At 44.0% G+C, this 26202-nt stretch carries 18 protein-coding genes and 2 pseudogenes; 11 read left to right on the forward strand and 9 right to left on the reverse strand.

From position 1 onward, the window contains the following. Positions 1-16: 16 nt before the first annotated feature. Complete coding sequence (locus tag V7K31_RS26945) at positions 17-196, reverse strand: hypothetical protein (protein WP_335098516.1); 180 nt, start codon at positions 194-196, stop codon at positions 17-19. Positions 197-978: 782 nt separating this feature from the next. Here V7K31_RS26945 and V7K31_RS26950 point away from each other — a divergent pair. Then, positions 979-1212: a hypothetical protein gene (locus V7K31_RS26950; RefSeq protein ID WP_335098519.1), complete on the forward strand. Its 234-nt coding sequence runs from the start codon at positions 979-981 to the stop codon at positions 1210-1212. A 454-nt stretch (positions 1213-1666) separates the two neighbouring features. Here V7K31_RS26950 and V7K31_RS26955 read toward each other — a convergent pair. From V7K31_RS26955 to hisD, 3 genes and pseudogenes are all read right to left on the reverse strand, one after another. Continuing rightward, a pseudogene (locus tag V7K31_RS26955) lies at positions 1667-2254 on the reverse strand (Uma2 family endonuclease). A 19-nt stretch (positions 2255-2273) separates the two neighbouring features. Further along, positions 2274-2699, reverse strand: coding sequence for a universal stress protein (locus tag V7K31_RS26960; protein ID WP_335098522.1), 426 nt, complete (start codon positions 2697-2699; stop codon positions 2274-2276). A 600-nt stretch (positions 2700-3299) separates the two neighbouring features. Continuing rightward, on the reverse strand, positions 3300-4601 hold the full coding sequence (gene hisD / locus V7K31_RS26965; protein WP_335098525.1) for a histidinol dehydrogenase: 1302 nt from the start codon (positions 4599-4601) through the stop codon (positions 3300-3302). 716 nt (positions 4602-5317) lie between these two features. Here hisD and rpsT point away from each other — a divergent pair. The 5 genes from rpsT to V7K31_RS26990 all read left to right on the forward strand — a co-directional run bounded on the left by rpsT (position 5318) and on the right by V7K31_RS26990 (position 17080). Next, complete coding sequence (gene rpsT / locus V7K31_RS26970) at positions 5318-5617, forward strand: 30S ribosomal protein S20 (RefSeq protein WP_335098527.1); 300 nt, start codon at positions 5318-5320, stop codon at positions 5615-5617. Positions 5618-6075: 458 nt separating this feature from the next. Continuing rightward, the gene (locus V7K31_RS26975; protein WP_335098552.1) at positions 6076-6861 is read left to right on the forward strand and encodes a TatD family hydrolase; all 786 of its coding nucleotides are present in this window, start codon (positions 6076-6078) and stop codon (positions 6859-6861) included. 751 nt (positions 6862-7612) lie between these two features. Further along, positions 7613-10912: a DNA-directed RNA polymerase subunit beta gene (gene rpoB / locus V7K31_RS26980; protein WP_334828428.1), complete on the forward strand. Its 3300-nt coding sequence runs from the start codon at positions 7613-7615 to the stop codon at positions 10910-10912. Between the two features lie 138 nt (positions 10913-11050). Next, positions 11051-12928, forward strand: a complete 1878-nt coding sequence (locus tag V7K31_RS26985) for a DNA-directed RNA polymerase subunit gamma (RefSeq protein ID WP_335098530.1) — start codon at positions 11051-11053, stop codon at positions 12926-12928. 102 nt (positions 12929-13030) lie between these two features. Next, positions 13031-17080 (forward strand): DNA-directed RNA polymerase subunit beta'', encoded by a 4050-nt coding sequence (locus V7K31_RS26990; RefSeq protein WP_335098532.1) that lies wholly within the window; start codon positions 13031-13033, stop codon positions 17078-17080. Between the two features lie 142 nt (positions 17081-17222). On the opposite strand, the gene V7K31_RS26995 is transcribed toward V7K31_RS26990, so the two are convergent. After that, positions 17223-17795 (reverse strand): Uma2 family endonuclease, encoded by a 573-nt coding sequence (locus V7K31_RS26995; protein WP_335098535.1) that lies wholly within the window; start codon positions 17793-17795, stop codon positions 17223-17225. Positions 17796-17949: 154 nt separating this feature from the next. Here V7K31_RS26995 and V7K31_RS27000 point away from each other — a divergent pair, with 154 nt between their 5' ends. Beyond that, positions 17950-19278: a hypothetical protein gene (locus V7K31_RS27000; RefSeq protein WP_335098537.1), complete on the forward strand. Its 1329-nt coding sequence runs from the start codon at positions 17950-17952 to the stop codon at positions 19276-19278. A gap of 278 nt (positions 19279-19556) precedes the next feature. Here V7K31_RS27000 and V7K31_RS27005 read toward each other — a convergent pair whose 3' ends face one another. From V7K31_RS27005 to V7K31_RS27015, 3 genes and pseudogenes are all read right to left on the reverse strand, one after another. Continuing rightward, positions 19557-19994 carry a response regulator gene (locus V7K31_RS27005; protein ID WP_334828419.1) on the reverse strand — a complete coding sequence of 146 codons (438 nt, stop codon included), beginning with the start codon at positions 19992-19994 and terminating at the stop codon, positions 19557-19559. A gap of 606 nt (positions 19995-20600) precedes the next feature. Continuing rightward, the gene (locus tag V7K31_RS27010) at positions 20601-21989 is read right to left on the reverse strand and encodes a DUF3370 domain-containing protein (protein WP_335098539.1); all 1389 of its coding nucleotides are present in this window, start codon (positions 21987-21989) and stop codon (positions 20601-20603) included. A 169-nt stretch (positions 21990-22158) separates the two neighbouring features. Next, a pseudogene (locus V7K31_RS27015) lies at positions 22159-22320 on the reverse strand (peptidase C15); the annotation flags it as partial. Between the two features lie 58 nt (positions 22321-22378). Here V7K31_RS27015 and hisH point away from each other — a divergent pair. Both hisH and rsmD read left to right on the forward strand, forming a co-directional pair. Next, positions 22379-23014, forward strand: a complete 636-nt coding sequence (gene hisH / locus V7K31_RS27020; RefSeq protein ID WP_335098541.1) for an imidazole glycerol phosphate synthase subunit HisH — start codon at positions 22379-22381, stop codon at positions 23012-23014. Positions 23015-23146: 132 nt separating this feature from the next. Further along, positions 23147-23692 carry a 16S rRNA (guanine(966)-N(2))-methyltransferase RsmD gene (gene rsmD, locus V7K31_RS27025; RefSeq protein WP_334828411.1) on the forward strand — a complete coding sequence of 182 codons (546 nt, stop codon included), beginning with the start codon at positions 23147-23149 and terminating at the stop codon, positions 23690-23692. Positions 23693-23791: 99 nt separating this feature from the next. Here rsmD and petG read toward each other — a convergent pair whose 3' ends face one another. Next, positions 23792-23905: a cytochrome b6-f complex subunit V gene (gene petG, locus V7K31_RS27030; protein WP_063721252.1), complete on the reverse strand. Its 114-nt coding sequence runs from the start codon at positions 23903-23905 to the stop codon at positions 23792-23794. Between the two features lie 210 nt (positions 23906-24115). On the opposite strand from petG, the gene V7K31_RS27035 reads away from it, so the two are divergent. Together V7K31_RS27035 and V7K31_RS27040 are read left to right on the forward strand one after the other, a co-directional pair. Continuing rightward, complete coding sequence (locus V7K31_RS27035) at positions 24116-24490, forward strand: c-type cytochrome (protein ID WP_099100046.1); 375 nt, start codon at positions 24116-24118, stop codon at positions 24488-24490. 673 nt (positions 24491-25163) lie between these two features. After that, positions 25164-25964, forward strand: a complete 801-nt coding sequence (locus tag V7K31_RS27040) for a peptidylprolyl isomerase (RefSeq protein WP_335098544.1) — start codon at positions 25164-25166, stop codon at positions 25962-25964. Positions 25965-26202: the final 238 nt, after the last annotated feature.

The following is a 26202-nucleotide window of genomic DNA, read 5'->3' on the forward strand; positions in this document are numbered from 1 at the left end:
TCTTGCACCAGAGTACTTAACGACTGGAAGTCCCTGCTAGTGCCGCTTTAGCGCGTTCTAGTTTAGCAACAGCAGCTTTGAAAGCTTGTTCTTTTTCCTTAATTTGGAGAATAGCGATCGCCTCCGTATTTCCCAACTGCTGATATTGGTTCATTTCCTCACCAGCTAATTCACCAGCAGCTTCTGCTTCTTGCACTTCTGCTCTGAGTTGTAATTACCCTGTCTCGATAGTCCCGTTGGTTGCGACTCAGGTCTGCTTTTGCGGATACGATCGCCTGTGGCATTGCATTGGACTCAGGAGTGACTTGAGTTTCTAGGGCTTTTAGTTGTGCATTGAACTGCGATCGTTGTAACTGATTTTGCCGGATATTGCCGTCTTCTGTTAAAATAAAGCTTTTTTCAAATTAATTAATAATTAAGCAAACTTACGAATTATTCTATAATAATAAGTTATATATCATAAACTTAATGTTGTATAAAATAATTAAAAAAGCCGTATTTTTATGTAAAAAGACTTGTTCAAAAATCAAAATCACAGTTTGGAGTTTTATAAAGTTATTTAATCACGACTCGTATAAAAAAGTTGTTTGGTTTGCTTGATTATATCTTTAAATTCTGTGCATTTTGGTTAATTTATCAGTATTAATACTTAAACAAGCTTAACTTACTAGATTTTTTTAACTAAATTAAGTTTTTACAATGCCATGTTTATATCAATATATATTGATATAAACGCCAACGATTTTTTGATAAATTCAAACTTATTTTTAATTAGCTTTGTATAAATACTTACTATGTAATATTTTTGATGAATACGTGTAGTACATATTTCTTAAACAACTAGTTGCTTGACCAATTTACCAAAAACCGTATAATACTCCTAACGACACAAAAAAGTTACAAGATATACAAATAGTATATTTGTTACTTTAAATGTGACGTTATTTTAATCCCCACAATCAAAGGAGAACTCAAATCATGGAAAGCACATTGTTTATTGAATTAACCACCAACGAAGAAGCCAACCTCTCTGGTGGTGCTCGCGACTTCAGCGGTAATAACTTCTCCATCGGCAATACTGCTCTTGCTCTTCCCATCAATATAGCTGTGGGAGGTGGAAATGGATCAGCTGGAAGCAGAAATGGAAATGTACTTACTGCACAAAATGCAACCGCAAATGCAGGAAATATCTTCCGCAATAGATCAAACTAGAAAATTCATCGTCATAGGCAAACTTCTGAAGTTTAGTACAAGGGAAACAATAAACGTCAAGACACGATTAACCTAGCCTTGAGAGAAATAAAACATCGCCTTTTAAATAATTTCCCCTGTTGCCGCAGGTTAAATTAGTTTTACAGATGCCTAAATTGCTAATCTACTTAATTCTACTAAGCAATTAGGATGTTTCTTTATGGGGATAATCTTAGCATACGTTTATTCTGCCTATCTACTTTTCTTCAGCAAACGTAACAAATTCCGATTCACTGTTGTTTCATAGCCACAGTAAATTGGAATTTGTAGCGCTTTTTTCGGAAAATACTACTTATCTTTGAGTAGTCGAGTAGGGAATAAGCGCTACTTACTGTATGCAAGGATAAAACCCTGCTATTTTTTTGGATTTTCTCACAATGTATTGGATTAGATTTTTTCAATCCTTAAATTACTTTTAACCTTCGGCTGTTAACATTTGCTCATCTGTTAGTTCTAACTCCGGAAAAATTTGAGATTGAATGCGTTCAGTATCAACAAACTCTACTGGTTCGTATAATTCTTCAATCAATCTGAAGACAGTCACTTTGCTCGTTAATGGATCGACAATCCAATACTCTGAAATATTTAAAACGTTATACTCAACTCGCTTGGCTCGATAATCTACAATCTTTGTTGATTCACTGACGACTTCCACCACCAACAACGGAGGTGGTTGGTTGAGTTCAATAACTGCCCCTCGGTTTCTCAACTCTCGCCATTAAGGTAATAGAATCACAACTACATCTGGAATCCTTGATGTATCCCATCTCCTAGCCCGGGGGGAACGAACACCGATAACCATTTGCTTAGAAGTCCAATCTAACTTTAGCCGGAGAATTTCTGCTCGGAAACAAACATTGATAAATTCTGTTACCGCCCCATGTTGTCCACTTCCTAAACTCATAGGAATTAGTTCTCCATTGACCAATTCGTAGCGGGTATCAGTACCATCATCATATTTCAGGTATTCCTCAAAGGTTAGTTTTGGGGTGGTTATAGTCATTGCTTCCCGTTACAAATTTTTACCTTGGTTTGACGACTAACACCGAACAATTAGCCTCTTCCACAACTTGACTGCTAACAGAACCCTGGACAATTCGCTTCATCCCCATTAACCCACGACTGCCAATTATAATCAAGTCAGTTTTGTAAATATTGGCAAGGCGAATAATCTCTTCGGCAGGATCACCAGTTACCATCTCTAACTGACTTGTGACTGATAATTTTTCCTGATAGTATTGCAGCTGTTTTTCAATATTAAAATAAGAAAATGTTGGGGACTCTGGCTGAGGACGATCAGCAGGTAGTTCCATCTCTGACTCTGGCGTGGGAAACACATGACAGAGAATAACCTTGGCATCTTTTGACAACGCCAAATTATCTAAAGTCTGAATTACTCGTTCTGAAATTTCCGAACCATCCAGAGCTACCAAAATATTCTTTAGCACTGCTCTCGTCTCCTCAAGAGTAGACCCCTTACATAAGTATGTAGCAAAACTTGTTGGCAGCGACACTAAATTATTTTTCCATCTGCCTACTTAGTTTATATATTCAATGGGTTGTTTATTTCCGCCGCGCTGTACTAGCCTCTCCCAAAGGGCTACAGTGTACACACAAAATCTTACCGCCGGCATATCTTGAATTAATAAATCTCCTACTGCGTTTCTATACCGCCTCGGAATTCATTCCGAGTCTCATAGCCCAAGTCCACTTAAGTGGACTGAGTTGATCATTTAGTCCACTTAAGTGGACTTTCGCTATCAGCCCTGAACTTTAGTTCTGGGCGGGATATCGGTCAGCGTGACAGTTTCACTCTGACAAAATGTGGCTAGACCATTTTTCGACTTGTGTGTACACCGTAGCTCTTTGGGAGAAGGTGATAGCGCAGTGTTAGCGAGTCAGACGCTCCTACGGACGCTCGTTCCTCGCTACCCTTGCGTTACGAGCGTCAAGGCTTATCGTCAGACATAGCCATCCAAACTTTAAGTCTGAACCTATCGAGTGACTTTTGCCAATAGTATAGATGGGGAAAAATTAAGCATTACAAATCACTCTTCTTGCTGAATTCGGCGTCGTACTGAATCAGCATGGGAAGGTAAGCCCTCTGCTGTTGCTAGCACATCAATGGCACCAGCCACATTTTGCAGTGCGGTTTGAGAGTATTGAATAATACTGGAGTGTTTGAGGAAAGTTTCAACCCCTAAAGCCGAAGCATAGCGGGCAGCACCAGAAGTTGGCAAGGTATGGTTAGGGCCTGCCAAATAGTCTCCTACAGCTTCTGGTGTTGAGTAACCCAAAAAGATTGCCCCAGCGTGGCGAATCTGTGGTAATAGTGCCCAAGGGTCTTTGATTTCTAATTCCAGGTGTTCGGGGGCAAATTCATTTGAAAATTCCGCTGCTGCTTGGAGCGATTCCACAACGACAATTAAGCCGTAGTGAGCGATCGCTTTTTCTGTGTCTATTCGCCGTGGGTGATCCACTAGCTGTCTTTCCAAAGCTAATTGTACATTTTTCGCCAAAGCAGCATCCGTCGTCAGCAAAATTGCTGCCGCCATTGGATCGTGTTCGGCTTGGGCTAGCAAGTCAGCAGCGACATGCACCGGATTTGCGGTTTCATCGGCAATCACCAGCACTTCGCTGGGGCCTGCCAAAGAATCAATGCCGACGGTGCCATAGACAAGTTTTTTCGCTAGGGTGACATAAATATTACCAGGGCCAGTAATCACATTCACTTTCGGAATCGTTTCTGTGCCATAGGCTAAAGCAGCGATCGCTTGTGCGCCCCCAATGCGATAAATTTCTTGTACTCCTGCTTCTTGGGCAGCTACCAAGACTGCTGGATTAATTGCACCACCAAGTCCAGGAGGTGTCACCATTACCACATGGGGTACAGCAGCAACATGAGCCGGAATTGCATTCATCAGCACTGTACTGGGATAGGCGGCGCGGCCACCAGGCACATACAACCCGGCTCGATCTACGGGGGTATAGCGTTTGCCCAGCACTATTTCATCGTCGCCAAAGTGTACCCAGCTTTTCGGTACTCGCTGACGATGAAATGCTTCAATTTGGCGGCAAGCTAGTCGAATTGCGCCCAACAACTCCTTTGACACCTGCTGATAGGCTGCATCCAGTTCCGAGCCTGTAACTCGGAGTTGTTCTGCTTTTAGGGTTTGTTTGTCAAATTCGGCTGTGTAATGCAATACAGCTTTGTCGCCTTGGCGCTTCACTGCTTGCAAAACTTCGCGCACCGTTGCTTCTTTGTGAAGCACCTGTTCGTCATGGGTGCGATCGCAGATCCGTTGTAGTTCTGCTCTGACGTCTGCCTGCTGAGTAATGATTCGCAGCATGGAGTAAGGACAATGCCAATAATTATAATATTCACACCTGAGATTTAGTATTGCTCTTGACCAACTGGGGTGTGGAAGCTGACTCTAATTCTCTTCTCTAGCTTAACCTGGATTTTTTTGATACTCTCAAGGCTGCCACCACATTGTTTGCTTGAGAAGGCGACTTAATTGCTCAGTCCGACAAGCCTCGCCAGGCTAGCGGTAGGAAGTGGGCGTGCCATTTACCACTAACTTTATACCCTTACCCTCACTCCTTGCTCTAGTGCCGGTAGTGTGTTTGCACATCTAGTCTCCCGGATTTACAGGGGGTAGGATCTGAGTAGAATTTTTACTTATTTTCCTAACTTTTAGTAGTTAACATGTGTACATACACAATATATTGGTTCTATACTTTGAAACCTCTGAAATTTAGCTGTTTACAGTTCCTTGCCTTTGACAATACATCCGTTTTGGGGAAAGATTATATTGGCAATCACATTGGTTAACCAGGTGGTGAGTTAGGGCTACTATTTTTTTTGATGTACCTTATTTTAACGCATTTCCTAAATTGACGACAGACCAAATTAAGGACTGGGGATTAAGGAGCGGGGACTAGGCACTAATTTTTTCCCCAATGAGAGATTTTTTTTGAGGAAATTATAACATTGGCAATTTGGATGCTATATTAGTAAGTCTAGTAGTGTGTGTACATATTAATAGTATTTTTGGAATTGACTGTGGCGAATACAAAGTCTGCTCTCAAGCGTGCCGGAATCGCAGAACGTAACCGACTGCGTAATAAAGCTTACAAATCAGCAGTCAAGACGCTGATGAAGAAATACCTGAATGCTGTAGCTGTCTATGCAGCTAGTCCTACCCCAGAATTAAAACAAGAAGTAGAGGTTCGGTTATCCGAGGCTTACGGCAAAATCGATAAAGCGATCAAACGGGGTGTCCTTCACCCCAACAATGGGGCAAGGAAAAAGTCGAGATTGGCTCATAAACTAAAACCCCTAACTCAAACAGCAGCTGAATAGTCATTGGCAAGCCAGTGCGCTCTTCTGACTCAGCGAGCCAGTGCGTTACGAACTTTCCCAAAGTTAGTGGCAAGTGGTGTGAAACGCTAAGGGCGATGACGCAGCGTCAAGCCAACTCTTAGAGAGGCTGCGCCAACGGCATGGGAACTCTTAGAGACGCTATTCGCGTTCGCTTAGAGCTAGTCTGGGAGCGTCTGGCAAGCCAGTACAGTCTTGAGGGTTTCCAGTCCACTTGCTCTATACCTCTTAACCCGTCCACGGCAGGGCTGCCCCATGATCGAGTAGTATTGGCTCTGGCGAATTAAAACAAGTGGTGGGCGTGGTTTCCTTCTTAAGCAGCTGGGAATCGTAAAGGGTATGCGTTGCTTCTCCGAGAGGAGAAGGATTCACCTGGAGGGTGATAAATTATTAGTCCTGATCAGGGCTAATAATTTATGACTAATGACAAAGGACAAAGAATGCAATTGATAGACACGCACGTTCATCTAAACTTTGATAGTTTCCAGCCGGATTTAGCAACAGTGCGATCGCGGTGGCAACAAGCAGGTGTAGTGCGTTTAGTACATTCCTGTGTTCACCCTGAGGAGTTTTCAAGTATTCAATCCATAGCCCAAGAATTTCCCGAAATCAGCTTTGCTGTAGGATTACATCCTTTAGATGCTGATAAATGGAATAGCGAGACAGCCGAGAAAATAAAAACTTTAGCAAGTTCTGACTCGAATGTGGTAGCAATTGGGGAAATGGGGCTGGATTTTTACAAAGCTGATAACTATCAGCAACAGTATATGGTGTTCGAGTCACAGTTAGCGATCGCATCTGAACTCAACTTACCAGTGATTATCCACTGCCGTGATGCTGCTATGGCAACCAGAGAAGTGTTGCAAAAATGGCGGGAACTTAAAGGAGAAAAGGTGAGAGGTGTCATGCATTGCTGGGGAGGAACGCCAGAAGAAACTCAATGGTTTCTCGATTTAGGCTTCTATATTAGCTTTAGCGGAACGGTAACGTTCAAAAATGCCAAAGCGATCCAATCCTCAGCGGCGATGGTGAGGAGCGATCGCTTACTAATTGAAACAGACTGTCCATTTCTCGCTCCGGTTCCTAAACGGGGCGAGAAGCGCAATGAGCCTGCCTACGTGCTTTATGTAGCCGAGCAAGTAGCTAAACTACGTCAGGAAACGGTAGAGGCGATCGCCCATCAAACCACCCAAAATGCCTGTGAATTATTCGGTCTGTCAATATAAAGTGTGCTTTAATCTGTTTTATTCAGTTGTGCTAAAAAAAATAAAAATCTAGGAGGACAAAATATGCTAATATTATTCCCTCAAAAACATTTTGCTTGCGCCATAATGATAAAGGAAGCAACCTAAAACTTCTCCTCGGAATTTTCCATGCTGTTATGGCTTGGCCATCCTCCAAATCTCTACAAGCGGATGCTCTCCACACATGACTAACCGTGCCAACCCAAATCGAGCTAGAATTTTGCACAACATCGGCTTGGTGTCTATTGAACCTATTCAAAATCGTTAAACAAAATTGCCTTGTGAGTAAAATTCAGCAAAATGAAGTGATTCTGATTCAAAGCCCACAGGGTACAGATCATTCCCTCATTCTTAGGATATCTAGGATATCACTGAGAGTATAAACACGGGGGTGGATTTAAGACACATCGCGTGGATCTGCGTCAGCAAATTAACGCGCTTTTTGGAGGGGAAGTGAGGAAAATAGATCAAACTCAGGAATATCTCAACTGTATATTCTTCTTGAATCAATACTATAGTTGGTTTTTGGCTTCTGAGTCACCGATTAGGGACGATTACCCTCTTGTCGAAATTGCTCATTCTAGCCAGCTTTAATTGCTGCGTTTGCCCACACCTGTAAATAGCAAGTGTGTAAGAAAAAGTTCCCAAACAGCTAAGGACACTAGCTAGCAGTGGGAAGCATCAAATAGCAGTGTCCAAGGGAAAATTTAACCAGGTTGACAAAGGTAGAGGCATGACTAAAGAAACATATATGGAACCCGCCTTTCTGTTGCCCGACTTGATTGAAATCCAGAGGTCAAGCTTTCGCTGGTTTTTGGAAGAAGGGCTGATAGAAGAACTTAACTCCTTTAGTCCGATCACAGATTATACGGGCAAATTAGAACTGCACTTTTTAGGTCATAACTACAAACTCAAGGAGCCAAAGTACAGCGTCGAAGAAGCCAAACGGCGGGATAGTACCTATGCCGTCCAAATGTATGTACCTACACGCCTGATTAACAAAGAAACAGGGGAAATCAAAGAGCAAGAAGTATTTATTGGGGATTTGCCTTTGATGACCGATCGCGGCACGTTTATTATTAACGGAGCCGAGCGGGTAATTGTCAACCAAATAGTGCGATCGCCAGGGGTTTATTACAAATCAGAAATAGACAAAAACGGGCGACGTACTTATTCAGCTAGCTTAATTCCCAACCGAGGAGCATGGCTGAAATTTGAAACAGACCGTAACGATTTGGTGTGGGTACGCATCGACAAAACCCGCAAACTCTCAGCGCAGGTACTTCTAAAAGCTTTAGGGTTATCAGATAACGAAATCTTTGACGCCTTACGTCATCCAGAATATTTCCAAAAAACCATTGAAAAAGAAGGGCAATTCTCTGAAGAAGAAGCCCTGATGGAGTTATATCGCAAACTCCGTCCTGGTGAACCACCTACGGTGTTAGGTGGACAACAGCTCCTAGACTCCCGTTTCTTTGACCCGAAACGTTATGACCTTGGTCGCGTCGGACGCTACAAGCTCAACAAAAAATTGCGCCTTTCTGTCCCCGACACAATGCGCGTGTTGACTTCTGGCGATATTTTGGCAGCCGTGGATTACCTGATCAACCTAGAATATGATATTGGTAATATCGATGACATTGACCACTTAGGGAATCGGCGCGTGAGAAGCGTCGGTGAATTGCTGCAAAACCAAGTACGGGTAGGCTTAAATCGCCTAGAGAGAATTATTCGGGAACGGATGACCGTATCTGATGCGGAAGTGCTGACCCCTGCTTCCTTGGTGAACCCCAAACCACTGGTAGCAGCAATTAAAGAATTCTTTGGTTCCAGCCAGTTAAGTCAGTTCATGGATCAAACAAATCCCCTAGCAGAACTGACCCACAAACGCCGCCTGAGTGCCCTTGGACCTGGTGGTTTAACCCGCGAACGCGCTGGGTTTGCTGTGCGGGATATTCATCCTAGTCACTATGGACGCATTTGCCCCATTGAGACACCAGAAGGTCCCAACGCCGGATTAATTGGCTCCTTAGCAACCCATGCACGCGTTAACCTGTACGGCTTCTTAGAAACGCCATTTAGACCTGTAGAAAATGGGCGAGTTAGATTTGACGTGCCTCCAGCCTACATGACAGCCGATGAAGAAGACGACCTGCGGGTTGCTCCTGGAGATATTCCTGTAGATGAAACCGGGCACATTGTTGGGCCGCAAGTGCCAGTACGCTATCGCCAGGAATTCTCTACCACAACACCAGAACAAGTGGACTACGTAGCAGTGTCTCCCGTACAGATTGTGTCGGTAGCGACTAGCATGATTCCCTTCTTGGAGCATGATGACGCTAACCGAGCGCTGATGGGGTCGAACATGCAACGGCAAGCAGTACCCCTGCTCAAGCCAGAACGTCCTCTGGTAGGTACTGGTTTGGAAGCGCAAGGAGCAAGAGACTCTGGGATGGTGGTTGTATCGCGCACCGATGGCGATGTCACCTATGTGGATGCTACAGAAATTCGTGTCCGTCCAAAAGCTAACACTTCAGAAATTAAGTACACCCTTTCTAAGTACCAACGCTCAAACCAAGACACCTGTTTAAATCAGAAACCCCTCGTCCGCATTGGTGAACGTGTTGTTGCTGGTCAGGTGTTAGCTGATGGCTCCTCCACCGAAGGCGGTGAATTGGCGCTAGGACAAAATATTGTAGTTGCTTATATGCCTTGGGAAGGCTACAACTACGAAGACGCAATTTTAATTTCTGAAAGACTGGTGCAGGATGATGTCTACACCTCAATTCACATTGAAAAATATGAAATTGAAGCTAGACAGACGAAACTGGGGCCAGAAGAAATCACCAGAGAAATTCCCAACGTCGGGGAAGATGCCTTGCGTCAGTTGGATGAACAGGGAATCATTCGCATTGGGGCATGGGTAGAAGCTGGAGATATATTGGTAGGAAAAGTCACACCCAAAGGTGAATCTGACCAACCGCCAGAAGAAAAACTGTTACGTGCCATCTTTGGTGAAAAAGCGCGGGATGTGCGGGACAATTCCTTGCGAGTACCAAACGGTGAAAAAGGTCGCGTAGTTGATGTGCGCTTGTTTACTCGTGAACAAGGCGATGAACTGCCACCAGGAGCCAATATGGTAGTCCGGGTGTATGTCGCCCAAAAACGCAAAATCCAAGTTGGTGACAAAATGGCAGGACGCCACGGTAATAAAGGGATTATTTCTCGGATATTACCAGCAGAAGATATGCCTTATTTGCCCGATGGTTCACCAGTGGACATTGTACTTAACCCCTTGGGTGTACCCAGTCGGATGAACGTCGGACAAGTATTTGAATGCCTCTTGGGTTGGGCTGGTCAGACCTTGGGAGTACGATTTAAGATTACTCCCTTTGACGAAATGTACGGTGAAGAGTCATCGCGCCGAATCGTACATGGCAAATTGCAAGAAGCACGAGACGAAACAGGGAAAGACTGGGTATATAACCCAGATAATCCAGGCAAAATCATGGTGTATGACGGTCGTACAGGCGAACCCTTTGACCGAGCAATTACCATCGGTGTGGCTTATATGCTGAAACTGGTGCATTTGGTGGATGATAAGATTCACGCCCGTTCTACAGGACCATACTCACTGGTGACTCAGCAACCCTTGGGTGGTAAAGCACAACAAGGTGGTCAGAGGTTTGGGGAAATGGAAGTGTGGGCATTGGAAGCTTTTGGTGCAGCTTACACCTTACAGGAATTGCTCACAGTTAAATCTGACGATATGCAAGGACGGAATGAAGCGTTAAATGCGATCGTTAAAGGCAAGGCAATTCCCCGACCTGGAACCCCAGAGTCCTTTAAGGTGCTAATGCGCGAGTTGCAATCATTGGGATTAGACATTGCCGTACACAAGGTAGAAACCCAAGCAGACGGCAGTTCCCTAGATGTGGAAGTCGATTTGATGGCAGACCAATCAGCGCGTCGCACACCTCCTCGACCCACCTATGAATCTCTTTCCCGCGAATCGTTGGAAGAAGACGAATAAGGTAGTGCTGAGTGCTGAATGCTAAGTGCTGAGAATTAAAAGACTCAGCAATTAGTATTTAGCACTTGGATCTCTCTTAATTCAAACCTTAAAACTAAAAATACTCAAAACTCATAAATCGGAACTCAGTACTTAAGTATGAGACCTGCCCAAACTAATCAGTTTGACTACGTAAAAATTGGCTTGGCTTCCCCTGAACGCATTCGGCAGTGGGGCGAGAGAACATTGCCCAATGGTCAGGTAGTCGGTGAAGTTACCAAGCCAGAAACGATTAATTACCGAACTCTCAAGCCAGAAATGGATGGCTTATTTTGTGAGCGCATCTTTGGCCCTGCGAAAGATTGGGAATGCCATTGTGGCAAGTATAAAAGAGTTCGTCACAGAGGTATTGTTTGTGAGCGCTGTGGGGTAGAAGTCACCGAGTCACGGGTGCGTCGCCATCGCATGGGCTATATTAAACTCGCTGCACCAGTAGCTCACGTCTGGTATCTCAAAGGCATTCCTAGCTATATTTCCATCTTGTTGGATATGCCCTTGCGGGATGTCGAGCAGATTGTCTATTTCAACTCTTATGTTGTCCTGAGTCCAGGTAATGCCGAAACTTTAACTTACAAACAGCTACTGAGTGAAGACCAGTGGTTGGAAATTGAAGACCAAATTTATAGCGAAGATTCTCTGCTACAGGGCGTAGAGGTGGGTATTGGTGCTGAAGCACTGTTACGCTTGCTTGCCGATATCAATTTAGAGCAAGAAGCGGAAAGCCTGCGTGAAGAAATTGGTAACGCCAAGGGACAAAAGAGAGCCAAGTTAATTAAGCGACTGCGGGTGATTGACAACTTCATCGCCACTGGTTCCAAACCAGAGTGGATGGTAATGGCAGTCATTCCCGTGATTCCTCCCGACTTACGGCCAATGGTGCAGCTAGATGGCGGACGGTTTGCCACCAGCGATTTAAATGATTTGTATCGGCGGGTAATTAACCGCAACAATCGTTTGGCACGCTTGCAAGAAATTTTGGCACCAGAGATTATTGTGCGGAATGAAAAGCGGATGCTGCAAGAAGCAGTGGATGCTTTGATTGACAATGGTCGTCGGGGACGCACTGTGGTAGGGGCAAATAACCGACCCCTAAAATCTTTGTCCGACATTATTGAGGGTAAGCAAGGACGTTTCCGACAAAACTTGTTAGGTAAACGGGTTGACTACTCTGGACGTTCTGTAATTGTGGTCGGACCAAAGCTGAAAATTCACCAGTGTGGTTTGCCTAGAGAAATGGCAATTGAGCTATTTCAACCATTTGTGATTAACCGCCTAATTCGTAGCGGCATGGTAAATAATATCAAAGCTGCGAAAAAGCTGATATCGCGTAATGACCCCAGTGTATGGGATGTGCTGGAAGAGGTGATTGAAGGACACCCTGTGATGCTAAATCGGGCACCAACGTTGCACCGCTTGGGTATTCAGTCTTTTGAACCGATTTTAGTAGAAGGTAGAGCGATTCAACTGCATCCTCTGGTGTGTCCAGCGTTTAACGCCGACTTTGATGGCGACCAAATGGCGGTACACGTACCGTTGTCGTTAGAAAGTCAGGCTGAAGCGCGGTTGTTGATGTTGGCTTCTAACAATATTCTGTCACCAGCCACGGGTAAACCGATCATCACGCCCAGTCAAGATATGGTATTGGGGGCATATTACTTAACAGCAGAAAATCCCGGTGCGACAAAAGGCGCAGGAAAGTACTTTTATTCGCTAGATGACGTAATTATGGCTTACCAGCAAGAGCAAGTTGACTTGCACGCCTATATTTACGTGCGGTTTGACGGTGAAATAGAATCAGACCAACCGGATACGGAACCTGTGAAAGTGACGGAAAACGACGATGGTAGCCGGACATTACTCTATAAGTTCCGCCGAGTCAGACAAGACGCTAAGGGCAATGTAATTTCTCAGTATATATACACAACTCCTGGCCGCGTTATTTACAACAATGCCATTCAGGAAGCGCTAGCAAGTTAATTCGTAATTTCTAATTCGTAATTCGTAATTGAAGAATTAATTACGAATTACGAATTACTAGATACGAATTATTAATTATTGATGACTCAGGACTAATGACTAATGACTAACGAAAAAATGATTTTTCGCAATCGCGTGGTTGACAAAGGTCAACTGAGAAATTTAATTTCTTGGGCTTTTACGAATTATGGTACGGCGCGAACCGCAGTGATGGCGGACAAATTGAAAGATTTGGGATTTCGCTACGCTACCAAAGCAGGGGTTTCTATCAGTGTAGATGACTTGATGGTGCCACCAACTAAACGATTGCTCTTAGAAGCAGCCGAAGAAGAAATTCGCGCCACTGAAATCCGTTACCAACGCGGAGAAATTACTGAAGTAGAACGCTTCCAAAAGGTAATCGATACCTGGAACGGTACCAGTGAAGCATTGAAAGATGAAGTAGTCGTCCACTTCAAGAAGACTAATCCCCTGAATTCCGTATACATGATGGCATTCTCCGGGGCACGGGGTAATATCTCCCAAGTCCGGCAATTGGTGGGGATGCGGGGACTGATGGCAGATCCTCAAGGGGAAATTATCGATTTGCCCATCAAAACCAACTTCCGTGAAGGACTAACTGTGACGGAATATATTATTTCGTCTTACGGTGCTAGAAAAGGATTGGTGGATACTGCCTTGCGGACGGCTGACTCTGGTTATCTCACCCGCCGGTTAGTGGATGTATCCCAGGATGTAATTATTCGGGAATTTGATTGTGGCACCACCAGAGGTCTTAGCATTCGACCAATGACAGAAGGTGCCAAAACCTTGATTCCTCTAGCAACCCGCTTGATGGGACGGGTAATTGGCGAAGATGTGCTGCATCCGGTGACAAAAGAAGTAATTGCACCACGCAATTCGCCAATTCCTGAGGACTTGGCGAAGAAAATTGAAAAATCTGGGGTGACAGAAGTTGTGGTGCGATCGCCCCTAACTTGTGAAGCAGCACGTTCTGTCTGTCAACACTGCTACGGCTGGAGTTTAGCCCACGCCAAAATGGTGGACTTGGGCGAAGCTGTGGGAATTATTGCCGCCCAAAGTATCGGCGAACCTGGCACCCAGTTAACCATGCGGACATTCCACACGGGTGGTGTGTTTACTGGAGAAGTAGCGCAACAAGTTCGTTCTAAAATCGATGGAACTGTTAAGCTTCCTCGCAAACTGAAGACCAGAACATATCGTACCCGCCACGGTGAAGATGCCCTATATGTTGAGGCTAATGGCATCCTGCTTTTGGAGCCAACAAAAGTAGGTGATGTTACCCCAGACAACCAAGAGGTTCATCTTACTCAAGGTTCAACATTATATGTATTTGACGGAAATCAGGTAAAACAAGGTCAGTTGTTGGCAGAGGTTGCCCTCGGTGGACGTACAACTCGGACTAATACAGAAAAAGCAGTTAAAGATGTCGCCTCTGACTTAGCAGGAGAAGTGCAATTTGCCGAAGTAGTCCCAGAACAAAAAACTGACCGTCAGGGTAATACCACAACCACAGCCGCACGCGGTGGCTTGATTTGGATTTTGTCTGGGGAAGTTTACAACTTGCCGCCCGGTGCAGAATTGATTGTCAAAAATGGTGATGCGATCGCCTCTAATGGAGTTTTAGCAGAAACCAAGTTAAGCACTTTGCACGGCGGTGTGGTGCGCTTGCCCGAAGTTAACCCAGGTAAAAGTACCAGGGAAATTGAGATTATCACCGCTTCTGTAGTCTTAGACCAGGCAACGGTAACAGTCCAAAGTTCCCAAGGTCGCAATAATTACTTAGTCTCCACTGGCAACAACCAGGTATTTAACCTTCGAGCTACACCAAGCACAAAAGTGCAAAATGGTCAAGTAGTAGCCGAGTTAATTGATGACCGCTATCGCACAACCACGGGTGGATTTCTGAAATTCGCGGGTGTAGAAGTCCAGAAAAAAGGCAAAGCCAAGCTGGGTTATGAAGTGGTGCAGGGCGGTACCCTGTTGTGGATTCCCGAAGAAAGTCACGAAGTTAATAAAGATATCTCCTTGCTGTTGGTAGAAGACGGTCAGTTTGTGGAAGCTGGCACCGAGGTAGTAAAAGATATTTTCTGCCAAAACAGCGGTGTGGTAGAAGTGACCCAGAAAAACGACATCCTGCGGGAAGTTGTGGTTAAGCCAGGGGAATTGCTAATGGTGGACAATCCAGAAGCAGTTATCGGGCGAGATAACACCTTCATCCAACCAGGTGAGGAGTTTCAAGGTAGTGTTGCCACGGAATTGCGCTATATCCAGTATGTGGAGACACCAGAAGGTCCTGCCCTGTTGAGTCGTCCAGTAGTTGAGTTTGCCGTACCGGATAATCCCGATGTGCCATCAACTACATCAGTAAGTCAACAAACCGGGCGATCAATTCAGTTGCGGGCTGTGCAGCGACTGCCTTACAAAGATTCGGAACGCGTCAAGTCTGTTGAAGGTGTGGAACTGCTGCGAACCCAGCTAGTGCTGGAAATTGAGCAAGAAGGAGAACAAGACCACAATGCTTCGCCTCTAGCAGCAGATATTGAATTGGTACAGGATGCCGAAGATCCAGAAGTTCAACGCTTACAACTGGTGATTTTGGAGTCCTTGGTAATTCGTCGAGACATTACCGCCGATGCCACCCAAGGTAGCACCGAGACAACACTTGAGGTAGAAGATGGGCTTACCATCGCCCCTGGATCTGTAGTAGCACGTACCCAAATCTTGTGTAAAGAAGGGGGGATCGTGCGAGGCGTTCAAAAAGGAACCGAAAACGTGCGTCGCTGCTTGGTGTTGCGCGACGCTGACAGGCTTACGATTAATACTAGTACTCAGCCTAAAGTGAAAGTGGGTGACTTGCTAGTAGAGGGTACAGAAGTTGCTCCTGGAGTTTTTGCCCCAGAATCAGGGCAAGTAGTGGATATCAAAAGTGTCACTGCTGCATCTGGTGAGGAATCAGCTTTGAGTACTAAAAACTACGTTATTACTACCCGCATCGGTCGCCCTTATCGAGTCAGCCCTGGTGCTGTGTTGCAGATAGAAGACAGCGATTTGGTACAACGGGGTGATAACTTGGTGCTGTTGGTGTTTGAACGTGCCAAAACCGGAGATATTATTCAAGGTTTGCCCCGGATTGAGGAACTGCTCGAAGCTCGTAAACCGAAAGAAGCGTGTATTTTGTGTCGGCGGGCGGGTGAAATTAAGGTAGTTTACGCCGACGGTGGTGATGAAGCGATCGCTATCAAAGTCGTAGAATCAAATGGCGTAATCACAGATTATCCTCTAGGCCCAGGACAAAATTTGATTGTGCCAGATGGATCAACTGTATTAGCCGGACAACCGTTGACAGATGGGCCATCCAACCCCCACGAAATTTTGGAAATCTTCTTTAGCCTGGGTTCCGAAGACGGAATCTATGCTTGTGCTAGCCATGCTTTGCAAAAGGTACAGACATTCTTGGTGAATGAAGTGCAAATGGTGTATCAATCTCAGGGGATTGATATTTCCGATAAGCACATTGAAGTAATTGTTCGCCAGATGACCAACAAAGTCAGGATTGATGATGGTGGTGACACCACTATGCTTCCCGGTGAATTGGTAGAACTGCGCCAAGTTGAGCAGGTGAACGAGGCTATGGCAATTACTGGTGGTGCGCGGGCACAGTATACCCCAGTATTGTTGGGGATTACTAAAGCATCTTTGAATACTGATAGCTTTATCTCCGCTGCATCGTTCCAAGAGACAACACGGGTACTTACCGAAGCAGCTATCGAAGGCAAATCCGACTGGCTGCGCGGATTAAAGGAAAACGTGATTATCGGGCGATTGATTCCGGCTGGTACTGGGTACAATACCTATGATGAACCCGGTGCGATCGATGATTATGCTGCTGAGATTAGCAATAGTGTCTTGGATGAAGTTGATGATCCCCTGGATATGGTTTTAGATGACCGCACAGCTCGCACCTATAATTTAGATTCTCCTACTCTTGGGGAATCTGGTTTTGGTAGCAGACGTGCAGAAAGGTCAATTCTAGAGGAAGAAGATGAATTAATCGCCGATGAAGTACCAGACGACGACGATTTCGAGGAAGAAGAGGAAGACGAGGAAGATGATTTCGACGAAGAGTAGAGACTTGAAATTTCGCGTCTTTATTAAAAGGTAAAAAGGCAAAAGGCAAAAGAAAATCTTCTTTTGCCTTTTTATTTTGCTAAAAACACATTTTTAAATCCTCAACATTCTGGTTTCTGGCTGTCGAGCTAGTAGTCAGTCATTAGGGCGATTCAAAAGTAACATCCTCATAGAAATCTGCAACAGCACACCGAAAATCTACACTTGCCAGATGAATGATATCTTCTTGTTTATATGGATAAAGTACCCATTGTCTCTCTGGGTTGCGGCGAAAACACTCAACATTTAACCGAGTTTGACTCACAAGTACATATTCCTGAAGTGACTCCATCTGTCGGTAGTCAGAAAATTTATCACCTCTGTCAAAGGCTTCTGTTGTCGGAGATAGCACTTCTACAATTAAGCAGGGGTAACGCAGAAAGTTGTTAAAAGCTTTATCTCGTTGGTCACAACTTACTATCACATCGGGGTAGTAATAGATATTAATCGACTCAATATGTGCTTTGGTATCTGAGATATAAGCCTGACAACCACTCCCGCGCAAATGATTTCTCAGCATAGCAAATAGATTTCCGCTAATAATTACATGGGTATTACTTGCTCCTGCCATTGCGTAAACCTGTCCTTGTCTATATTCATGCTTGATAGGACTAGTTTCTTCTCCTTTGAGATAGTCTTCTGGAGAAATATAGCTAGAATTTGGAGTTGCAACCATCTGTAATGACCTTGTGTAATGCCTTGTATCTAGTTTAAGAGAAGCTTGACGGCTAAATCCGCTAGGTGTGTATCTCCATAAATCTAGCTATTGCTAGATGCTGCAATTCTCTCAAAAGCTATAATTTACATCTGTTGCACCGAGAGATTAACTTGTGGATGTCATATTAGAACGATCGCACCAATTAAAACAAGCTTTAGTTGATTTTGTCCTTGATGCTGAAGGCGAACTGGCACAAGCACTAGAAACTTATGCTGCCGCACAGTCGCGCCGTGGAAGTGGGGATAGTACGCAGCAGGACTTAATCATCGATAGCTTTTTGACAGCCGGGAAAGTCGGTGATAAGTCACCATTAGAGTTATTTATCGAAAGCCATCCAGATTTAGACCAAAGCGATCGCAGCCTGATCAACAGTTGGCATCATAGTTTTATTGGCTTATTTGCCATAACTAATATTCTACCTGATGGTTTTGAATTGACGAACTGGTTGACAGATAAACGCTACATCGTCAAGCCAAACAATACTCAAACATTACAGGCAATATCTCGGTTGAAACCAGGAGAAATTTTACTAACTCGCATTTCTCCTGTTACCGATAGCTACTGGATGTTTTCTGGCCCCTACACAATAATGGGTAAATTAGGTAAACCAAAACTTGCTGTAGCAATTGGTAATTTCAAAGAAAACTATAAAACTAATCTTTACAGCGATGCTCCCGACTTGCTAGAGGAAGCTTGGCAGTCAGTAGTACAATATCATCAGCAGTTTGTGGACTTTTTTGGCACTGATGAAATCACACTATCTGGATACCATCTTAATAAAAAAATAGCGGAATTTCAAGAATTAATTACTGAAAAAACCTTTGCAGCCGCAGGAATTGATACTTCCAAATCCTTGGCTGAAGTGGCAGAAGCAGCTGGCATTGGAGATGAGGAAATCAAAGCAGCAGCAGAAGAATTTGGTGCTGATTCAAACGTAGTCTCTCAGATGTTTAACAGCAAAAGCGGCAATACCAAAATGGTTATGCCAAAGGTTGATTTACCTGCCGAACTCAGGAAAGCTGAACACGTAACGGCTCTTTCTCATCCCCGTTGGGGACAAATGTTTTTACCAACATATAGTAAGGTACAAGCAATTTTATCGGCAGAGGACTGGCAAAGTGTTCAAGGGGCTGAAAAACTAGTTCGCTACTACTTGGAAGATAAAAGTATTAATGCTTTTATCTGGCATCGATTAGCACAACATTATCCAACTCAATTAGAAAATGTGTTGCAAACACTTTTGCAACGTCCAGAGTTTCATCTTGAAAGTGACTTGGATGCACTTTTGCAAGAATTCCACAAACCTATTGAGCCAGAGTTACCAGAAATTGCTAGTGTACCCATACATTTGCATAACTTATTTCAGGAAGCTTTAGGAGAAGTTAATAAATCTAAGCCCAAGGGTAAAGGGCAAAAAAAACCAGCAAAGGGTTTTCAATAAGGTTAACAAATATATCTAAAATCTCACCCTACCCACTTAGGGTTAAGTAGGTAGGCGTAATTAAATATAAGATCAAACTTCACCCTCAATCCCTCTCCGTGAGTTCGGGGAGGGAAGATGGAGGCAGGGTGAGGTTTTATATTTAATTTGACCCACTTGCTTATATGGTTTGCAAAGTAGAGTCGCTTGTAGGAGCGTGCAGCTATCTGTACGCTCCCACCTGCTATTGGGTGAAATCAGTGTCAAAAATGACATGAAGACCGAGTATTTATATTTAACTAAATATCAGTAGATAGCAGGTGAACAATCTCACTTACGATTTCCTCTGGACTGTCAAGCTTGACTAGAAATCGATTAAAACCAGCATTCAAAGCTTTATGACTTGAAACCTCGCGTGTATAAGAAGTGATAGCGATCGCGGGCAACTGTCTTATAGATGGGCAAGAATGCACCCGAATTTGCTTAATTAACCAATTTCCATCATGATCAGGCAACTTCACATTGCACAGCAGAATATCGGGATGAAGCGATTCGACCAAATCAAGGGCTGCTTCTGCATCGGTTAAAGCCATCACCTCTGCACCTGCTGCTTCCAAAATGAAGATGAACAAATCTGCAATATCTGGCTCATCCTCTACCAGTAAGATCAGGGTTCCAATAAGGTGCTGGAGCGAATTTAACTCAGTTTCTTGATTGATTTTTTGCTCGGTTGCCATACCGTCCTTTTATTGCCTGCTATAGTCTGCTATTTCTATTGCAATGCATGGAGCGGAATAAGTATTCACCCTAAATATACAAACTTGGGGTGAAAAGCTTTATCAATATGAAGAAGTTAATTCACCGATCAACATTAACCGCACTGTTAGAGGTTGTTTGAAAAGTCAAATTATCTACTAAAAATCTCACTTGCGTTCCTCTCTTTACAGGCTACGGTGTACACACAAGTCTTTGATGAGGCAATTTCCGGTTAAGTCTCATACTCATAGCTCCTGAGAAACCTCACCCTGGTTTTACGTAGTAAAACCTGTCCTTCTCCTTAGTAAGGAGAGGGATGTCCTTTCTTGACAGGGTGAGGTTTTGTTTTGGGTAATTCGATGACTTGTGTGTACACCGTAGCTATTTACAGGAGAGAGGCTTTGAAACCCCCATTCCCTTGTAGGGAAGAGCAGAGTGGTTTCATCCGGTGGGAGAAAAATCTGTAAGCTCTAAATCTCCATTCACTTTTGATTTACTTTCCATAGTTAACCAACAAAGAAATAAGAGTATGGGACTTTTCTCTGTTTGGATGAAACCACCCTGCATTCCCTATTACCTCTGACTGATTACCGAGGTTCGGCTTGAGTTGACACTGTTAATACTTGCGGTGGTGTGGCATCCGGCGGATAGAGAAAGTCTACTTCTACTAAGGAGCGATCGCCTGGTTTCATCTTTAATAAAACTAACGGTTCCCCTGGTTGACCTCTCCTTTGCACTAAATGCACAAACTCTGTTTTTGGCTGGCCTTGGTCATCTTTGTAACGTACCCGCACCGTTCCTCGGAAGAATACTTGACGGGCTGGTGTACTCAAAAAGCGTAACCCCAGTTTTTCCAACTGATCCTCTTTGAGTGGCGTTTGTATGGACACACTAACAGTTTGAGGACTTTGAGTATTATTGTATAGCGGCAACTTCAGATTATATTGAATTCCATAATTGCCATGAGCGCGATATGCCGTGTCAGGATAGCGCACCAGCATAGGCGCACTTTGAATTTGACCAGTTCCTAATCTACCGCCATGCAGGGTACTCAGAGCGTAAGAAAACGCTTGACCAGGCTGGGGAATAGTCAAATATCTGGCTTTAGGATTATCTACTAATAAGGCTCTCCATCGTGAACCACCAGCCACTCCAGCTACACGCCCATAAATTATAGGCTTGCCAGTTTGCTCTAGGGGAGTGGGCGCTTTATCCCGTGGCCCAGCCAAATCACCATTATCTAATAAATTTTGCCACTCTTCTAAGGTAGGCGATCGCTCACTACCATCAGGATTCACCCGTGCAAACATCGCTAGGCTAGCTGCATAGACAGTGCCATTACTTTGCAGTCGCATTAACGTAGATCGACCATTTAACGGTGGTGTTAATCCCTGGACAGGAATGGGCAAATTTAATAACATCCGACTTTGCCCTGGTGGAATCTCAATTTGGGCAGGGAAAATCTCTTGTCGCTCTCCCCTAAGCACATCAGACATGACGCGATCGCCAGGTCCTGCAAAAATTGTACCTAAAAGATTTTGACTTAAGGATGGTAACTGAATAAATGGTGCATCCGGTTGACTCAAATAACTTGCCGCCTGCCAAATATTCACCTTCACTGCTTCCGAACCAGGGTTGTGCAAAATTATCCCTAGATAGAGCGATGTCTCTGACGGGCTACGCCTACGCAAATTTTCTGGTGGTTCCGCCTTAGTAATGTGGTGGGCAAAAATATCAAATCGCCCCCGAAAGGGAAAATTCAAATGTGCCGTTGGTACTCTTTTACCATCTGGTGGAAAAGTCGAAAGTAAAATCCCTTCTTTCAATACCAACTCTGGACTATTACTGTTAAAGGTTGGCACTGTATCCAGTTGTCCTGGTAAAGCACGCACTTCTTGTGGTTGCAACACTTCTTCAGGAGGTAGCGTGGCAGGAGTTGTTTGGCCAAGCAGAAAATTTAGTAACAATGACAACATAAATTTAAATATTTTCTCCACCATACAGGCACCCACAAATTTATGAAAGTGCCAGTTTGTTAATAATTAATACGATTGAGAACCGGAATATGGACAAAGATACAACGTGCCCTGAGTTTTTTGGCTTAAGTAGTCCAACTTGGATTGCATTGATTTGTTCAATTACCTAAGTACTGGCAAGTTGCACATCTACGGGTAACTGGCGTAAAAAACTTAAGTCATGCGGTATCAGATCAAGTTTGGTCACTTCAAATAATAAATCATCAGAAGAATTCGACTGTTGATCCTTTAGCCAAATATCAAAAGAAGTTAATAGAATTCTTTTCTTCATAACAAATATTATTTAGAATAGAAAAACCCTCCATAATAAATTTACAAGGAGCAGGTAAATGCCAGTTATTGCGGTCGTAGACTACGAGATGGGAAATTTGCACTCAGTCTGCAAAGGCTTGGAAAAAGCTGGGGCAACTCCTAATGTTACTTATTCTCTAAAGGAATTAGAGCAGGCAGATGCAATAGTCCTACCGGGAGTGGGAGCATTTGATCCAGCAGTGCAACACCTGCGAGCGCGTGGTTTGGAACAACCAATTAAAGAAGCGATCGCATCTGGTAAACCTTTCTTAGGAATTTGTTTAGGATTGCAAATTCTCTTTGAATCAAGTGCAGAAGGTACTCAACCAGGGCTGGGAATTATCAAAGGAAAAGTGCGGCGGTTTCGTTCAGAACCTGACATCACTATTCCTCACATGGGTTGGAATCAGCTGGAAGTGACTCAGCCAAAAAGTATTTTATGGGAGCATTTACCGTCCGATCCTTGGGTGTATTTTGTCCATTCCTACTATGTTGACCCAATAGACCCGCTAATCCGTGCAGCAACCGTCACCCACGGTACTCAAACCGTCACAGCTGCGATCGCCCATAAAAACCTGATGGCAGTCCAATTTCATCCCGAGAAATCCTCTAATATCGGATTGCAAATCCTGTCTAATTTCGTTGCTCAAGTCCGCGAAAAAATTCCTGCCTAATATTCTTTTTGTCATTTGTCATTTCTGATTTGTCCTTTGTTAATACGTGAAAATGGCCATTGACTAATACTTTTCTACCAGAGGCTGCGCCAACGGCAACCCTCAGTACAAGTGCCCAATCCCCAATGACCAATGAGTCTGAGAATTTACGGCAATCGCCAGCTAAAAACTTTACCAGGAAAAGAAACTAGACCCACCAGTGCGCGGGTAAGAGAGGCAGTCTTTAATATTTGGCAGGGACAAATTGTAGGTTGCCACTGGCTAGATTTGTGCGCCGGCACTGGTTCAATGGGCGCAGAGGCTTTGTGTAGAGGAGCTAACCTAGTAGTCGGAATTGAACAATCGAGCCGAGCCTGTGCCACCATCAAAGAAAATTGGCAGCAGGTAGCTAATGCCAACCAAGAATTTCGGGTATTACGGGGAGATATTACCCAGCAGTTAAAGACTTTATCAGGCAAGCAATTTGATAGAATCTACTTTGATCCACCTTATGCCAGTGGATTGTACCAGCCAGTATTAGAAGCGATCGCTCACTATCAACTTTTAGATCCTAGCGGCGAAATCGCAGTGGAACACGCCTCACAAGGTTGGACACCGCTAGAGATTCCTACTTGGGAAATTTGCCGCCAGAAAGTTTACGGCAACACATCACTTACTTTCTACAGAATTGGGGAATGAGAGAAGCAGGGAAGCAGGGGAAAAATAACTCTTACTCCTGCCTCCTGCCTCAGCACTCAGCACGGGCTAAACGCCCCGCTAACGCGCTAACAGCACTCCTCATCCCCCTAACTGATTCGGGCGCTTGTATTGCTTATAGGCAGCGTAAAACAGTCCGGCGAGTGTGACGAAAACTAGACCAAGGACAATACCTGATAGCAGGGGTTCAACCACTGTAAATCTCCTCTTTGTAATTATTAAATATTCGTTGCCTGTTTTTTATTTTACCAAATTTGGTATGAATCCTGCGCCCTACAGCCTTTTTAGAGGGTGGCTGCCCACAAGAAAATAGTCTTCTGTGCTTGCAGACACAATCAAGAACTTTTAAGCTATGTGTAGGAAATGAAAACTTTTTAGCACACCTAGACTTTCACAGCAAACCTTTTGGATAACCAGATTACCAAACCTGAAATTTTGATTCAGCGAATCGTTTTATTGACGCTAGCCATACTGCTAGCAGTCCCTTTGGGCTTTTTTGGTGTTCAGTTGGTTCAAGCCTCCGATCCATACGTCAAGAGTGTTCTATCTCTAACAGGAAACCCAGTTCAAGGACACGCGATCTTTCAAATTAACTGTGCTGGTTGTCATGGTTTGGAAGCAGATGGGCGAGTGGGACCCAGTTTGCAAGCTGTTTCAAAGCACAAGTCTCGGTATGGGCTGATTCACCAAGTGATTAGTGGCGAAACACCGCCAATGCCAAAATTCCAACCTAGTGCCCAAGAAATGGCGGATCTTTTGAACTATTTAGAGTCATTATAGACGTTAGAATTTTTGGTTGTGGGATACATAGATGGCTCATAGAAAAAGGCAGCATTGGATGTGCTGCCTTTTTCCATCTCTGATAACTCTTAATAGACCACGAGAATTTGTAAATGTTCAAAATAAGCGCGCCTTATTACTAACAGTCCATGTGCAAAGCCCACCTTCAGAATGAAACAAAGCTAGAGTTTTAGCAAGTATTTCTACTTAACTAAAAACACCTTTATTAGGAGAGGACTATCTCAAAGCACCCTAGCTCAGTCTAATAACTTCGTCTTCTAAGTACACGTCACCGTAAAAGGGGTTTGGAAATATTGAGACTTGATGTTGGGTTTCACTTCCCTACGGGACGCTACGCGAACGTTCTACCCAACCTATGAATGATTAAATTCCATACCCTTTTTATGGTGTTCTGTACTAAGTTGCAGTGGAGAGAACACTCATTAGTCATTTTCCTTTGTCCTTGTCTTCACATCTGGTCATATTTACGTAGAATCTTTGATAAAAACTCAAATAATGTATATTTTAAAGTATGTTAACAAGTCACTATTTAATTATTACAAAAGTGAGGTATGCTAACCTGACTCCTAGTATTAAGACAAAAGCTCCCAGTAAATGGGCTACGGTATAGCTTCTTTAACAAACTAGATATTCTTGAGATGCCCGAAAGCTAATGACTGAAGCGATCCAAATCGGTAATCGTACAATCACAGCTAGTGAACTGATTTCCTTACTGGCAAATTACCAAATGCTGCCACAGTTGCAGCGCGAATTGATCATCGATGAGGCGATAGAGCAAAACTCAGGCTCCGAGAAGGTAGCAATAGAGTGTACACTTGAGGAAGTAGCCCAAGCTAAACAGCAGTTTTACGCTGAAAAACAGTTCAAAAATGAAGAAGACATCCAGGCTTGGATGGCACATCAAGGGCTGACTCCCGAACAACTAGAAGTTATTACCACTCGTAAGCTGAAAATTGAAAAATTCAAGCAAGCCGCTTGGGGTAATAAACTGGAATCCTACTTTTTTCAGTCTAAGGCAAAACTAGACAAAGTAATTTATTCCCTGCTGCGAACCCAGGATGTGGGAATTGCTCAAGAACTTTACTTCCGGATTCAGGCAAAAGAAAACTCTTTTGCTGGCTTGGCGCGGGAATACTCACTCGGTCCAGAAGCCCAAACTGGTGGCTTAGTTGGCCCGATTGAACTGAATGCACTACATCCGGTAATGGTGCAAATGCTCTCTAGTAGTCAACCAGGTCAGATATTGCCCCCTACCCGCATCGCTGACTGGTTTGTGATTTTGCGGCTGGAAAAATTTATCCCAGCACAACTGGATGAATTCATGAAAGTGCGCCTGCTGAATGAACTCTTTGAAACCTGGCTACAAGAACAGCAAAAGCAAATCATGTCTGCACCACAAGGAGAGGGGGACAGGGGACGACAGGGAGAAGCCGGCGATAAACCTTTAACCTAAGCATGGGAGATTCATCTCATGCATGGCTTCAAAACCGAAAGTAGCGATCGCTCTATTAGTTTTCCAGGCTGGACGAGCGATCACTTTTTGATATAATTTATTTTTTGGAAGCCCACTTATCCAATACTAAATTCCAGATAAAATAAAGCCCCCTAGCAATGACGTGAGCTAGAGGGCTTTAGTTTGTAAAATTAAACCTGGCATCGAGCTATTTTTGCGTAGGGCTACCCCTAAACTA

Source organism: Nostoc sp., from assembly GCF_036917675.1.
GTDB lineage: Bacteria > Cyanobacteriota > Cyanobacteriia > Cyanobacteriales > Nostocaceae > Nostoc.

Bases quoted from the DNA above. Each gene is read 5' to 3' on its own strand.
- V7K31_RS26950 (WP_335098519.1), top strand. From the start codon at position 979: ATGGAAAGCACATTGTTTATTGAATTAACCACCAACGAAGAAGCCAAC.
- hisD (WP_335098525.1), bottom strand. From the start codon at position 4,601: ATGCTGCGAATCATTACTCAGCAGGCAGACGTCAGAGCAGAACTACAA.
- V7K31_RS26975 (WP_335098552.1), top strand. From the start codon at position 6,076: ATGCAATTGATAGACACGCACGTTCATCTAAACTTTGATAGTTTCCAG.
- rpoB (WP_334828428.1), top strand. From the start codon at position 7,613: ATGACTAAAGAAACATATATGGAACCCGCCTTTCTGTTGCCCGACTTG.
- V7K31_RS26985 (WP_335098530.1), top strand. From the start codon at position 11,051: ATGAGACCTGCCCAAACTAATCAGTTTGACTACGTAAAAATTGGCTTG.
- V7K31_RS26990 (WP_335098532.1), top strand. From the start codon at position 13,031: ATGACTAACGAAAAAATGATTTTTCGCAATCGCGTGGTTGACAAAGGT.
- V7K31_RS26995 (WP_335098535.1), bottom strand. From the start codon at position 17,795: ATGGTTGCAACTCCAAATTCTAGCTATATTTCTCCAGAAGACTATCTC.
- V7K31_RS27005 (WP_334828419.1), bottom strand. From the start codon at position 19,994: ATGGCAACCGAGCAAAAAATCAATCAAGAAACTGAGTTAAATTCGCTC.
- V7K31_RS27010 (WP_335098539.1), bottom strand. From the start codon at position 21,989: ATGTTGTCATTGTTACTAAATTTTCTGCTTGGCCAAACAACTCCTGCC.
- hisH (WP_335098541.1), top strand. From the start codon at position 22,379: ATGCCAGTTATTGCGGTCGTAGACTACGAGATGGGAAATTTGCACTCA.
- rsmD (WP_334828411.1), top strand. From the start codon at position 23,147: ATGAGTCTGAGAATTTACGGCAATCGCCAGCTAAAAACTTTACCAGGA.
- V7K31_RS27040 (WP_335098544.1), top strand. From the start codon at position 25,164: ATGACTGAAGCGATCCAAATCGGTAATCGTACAATCACAGCTAGTGAA.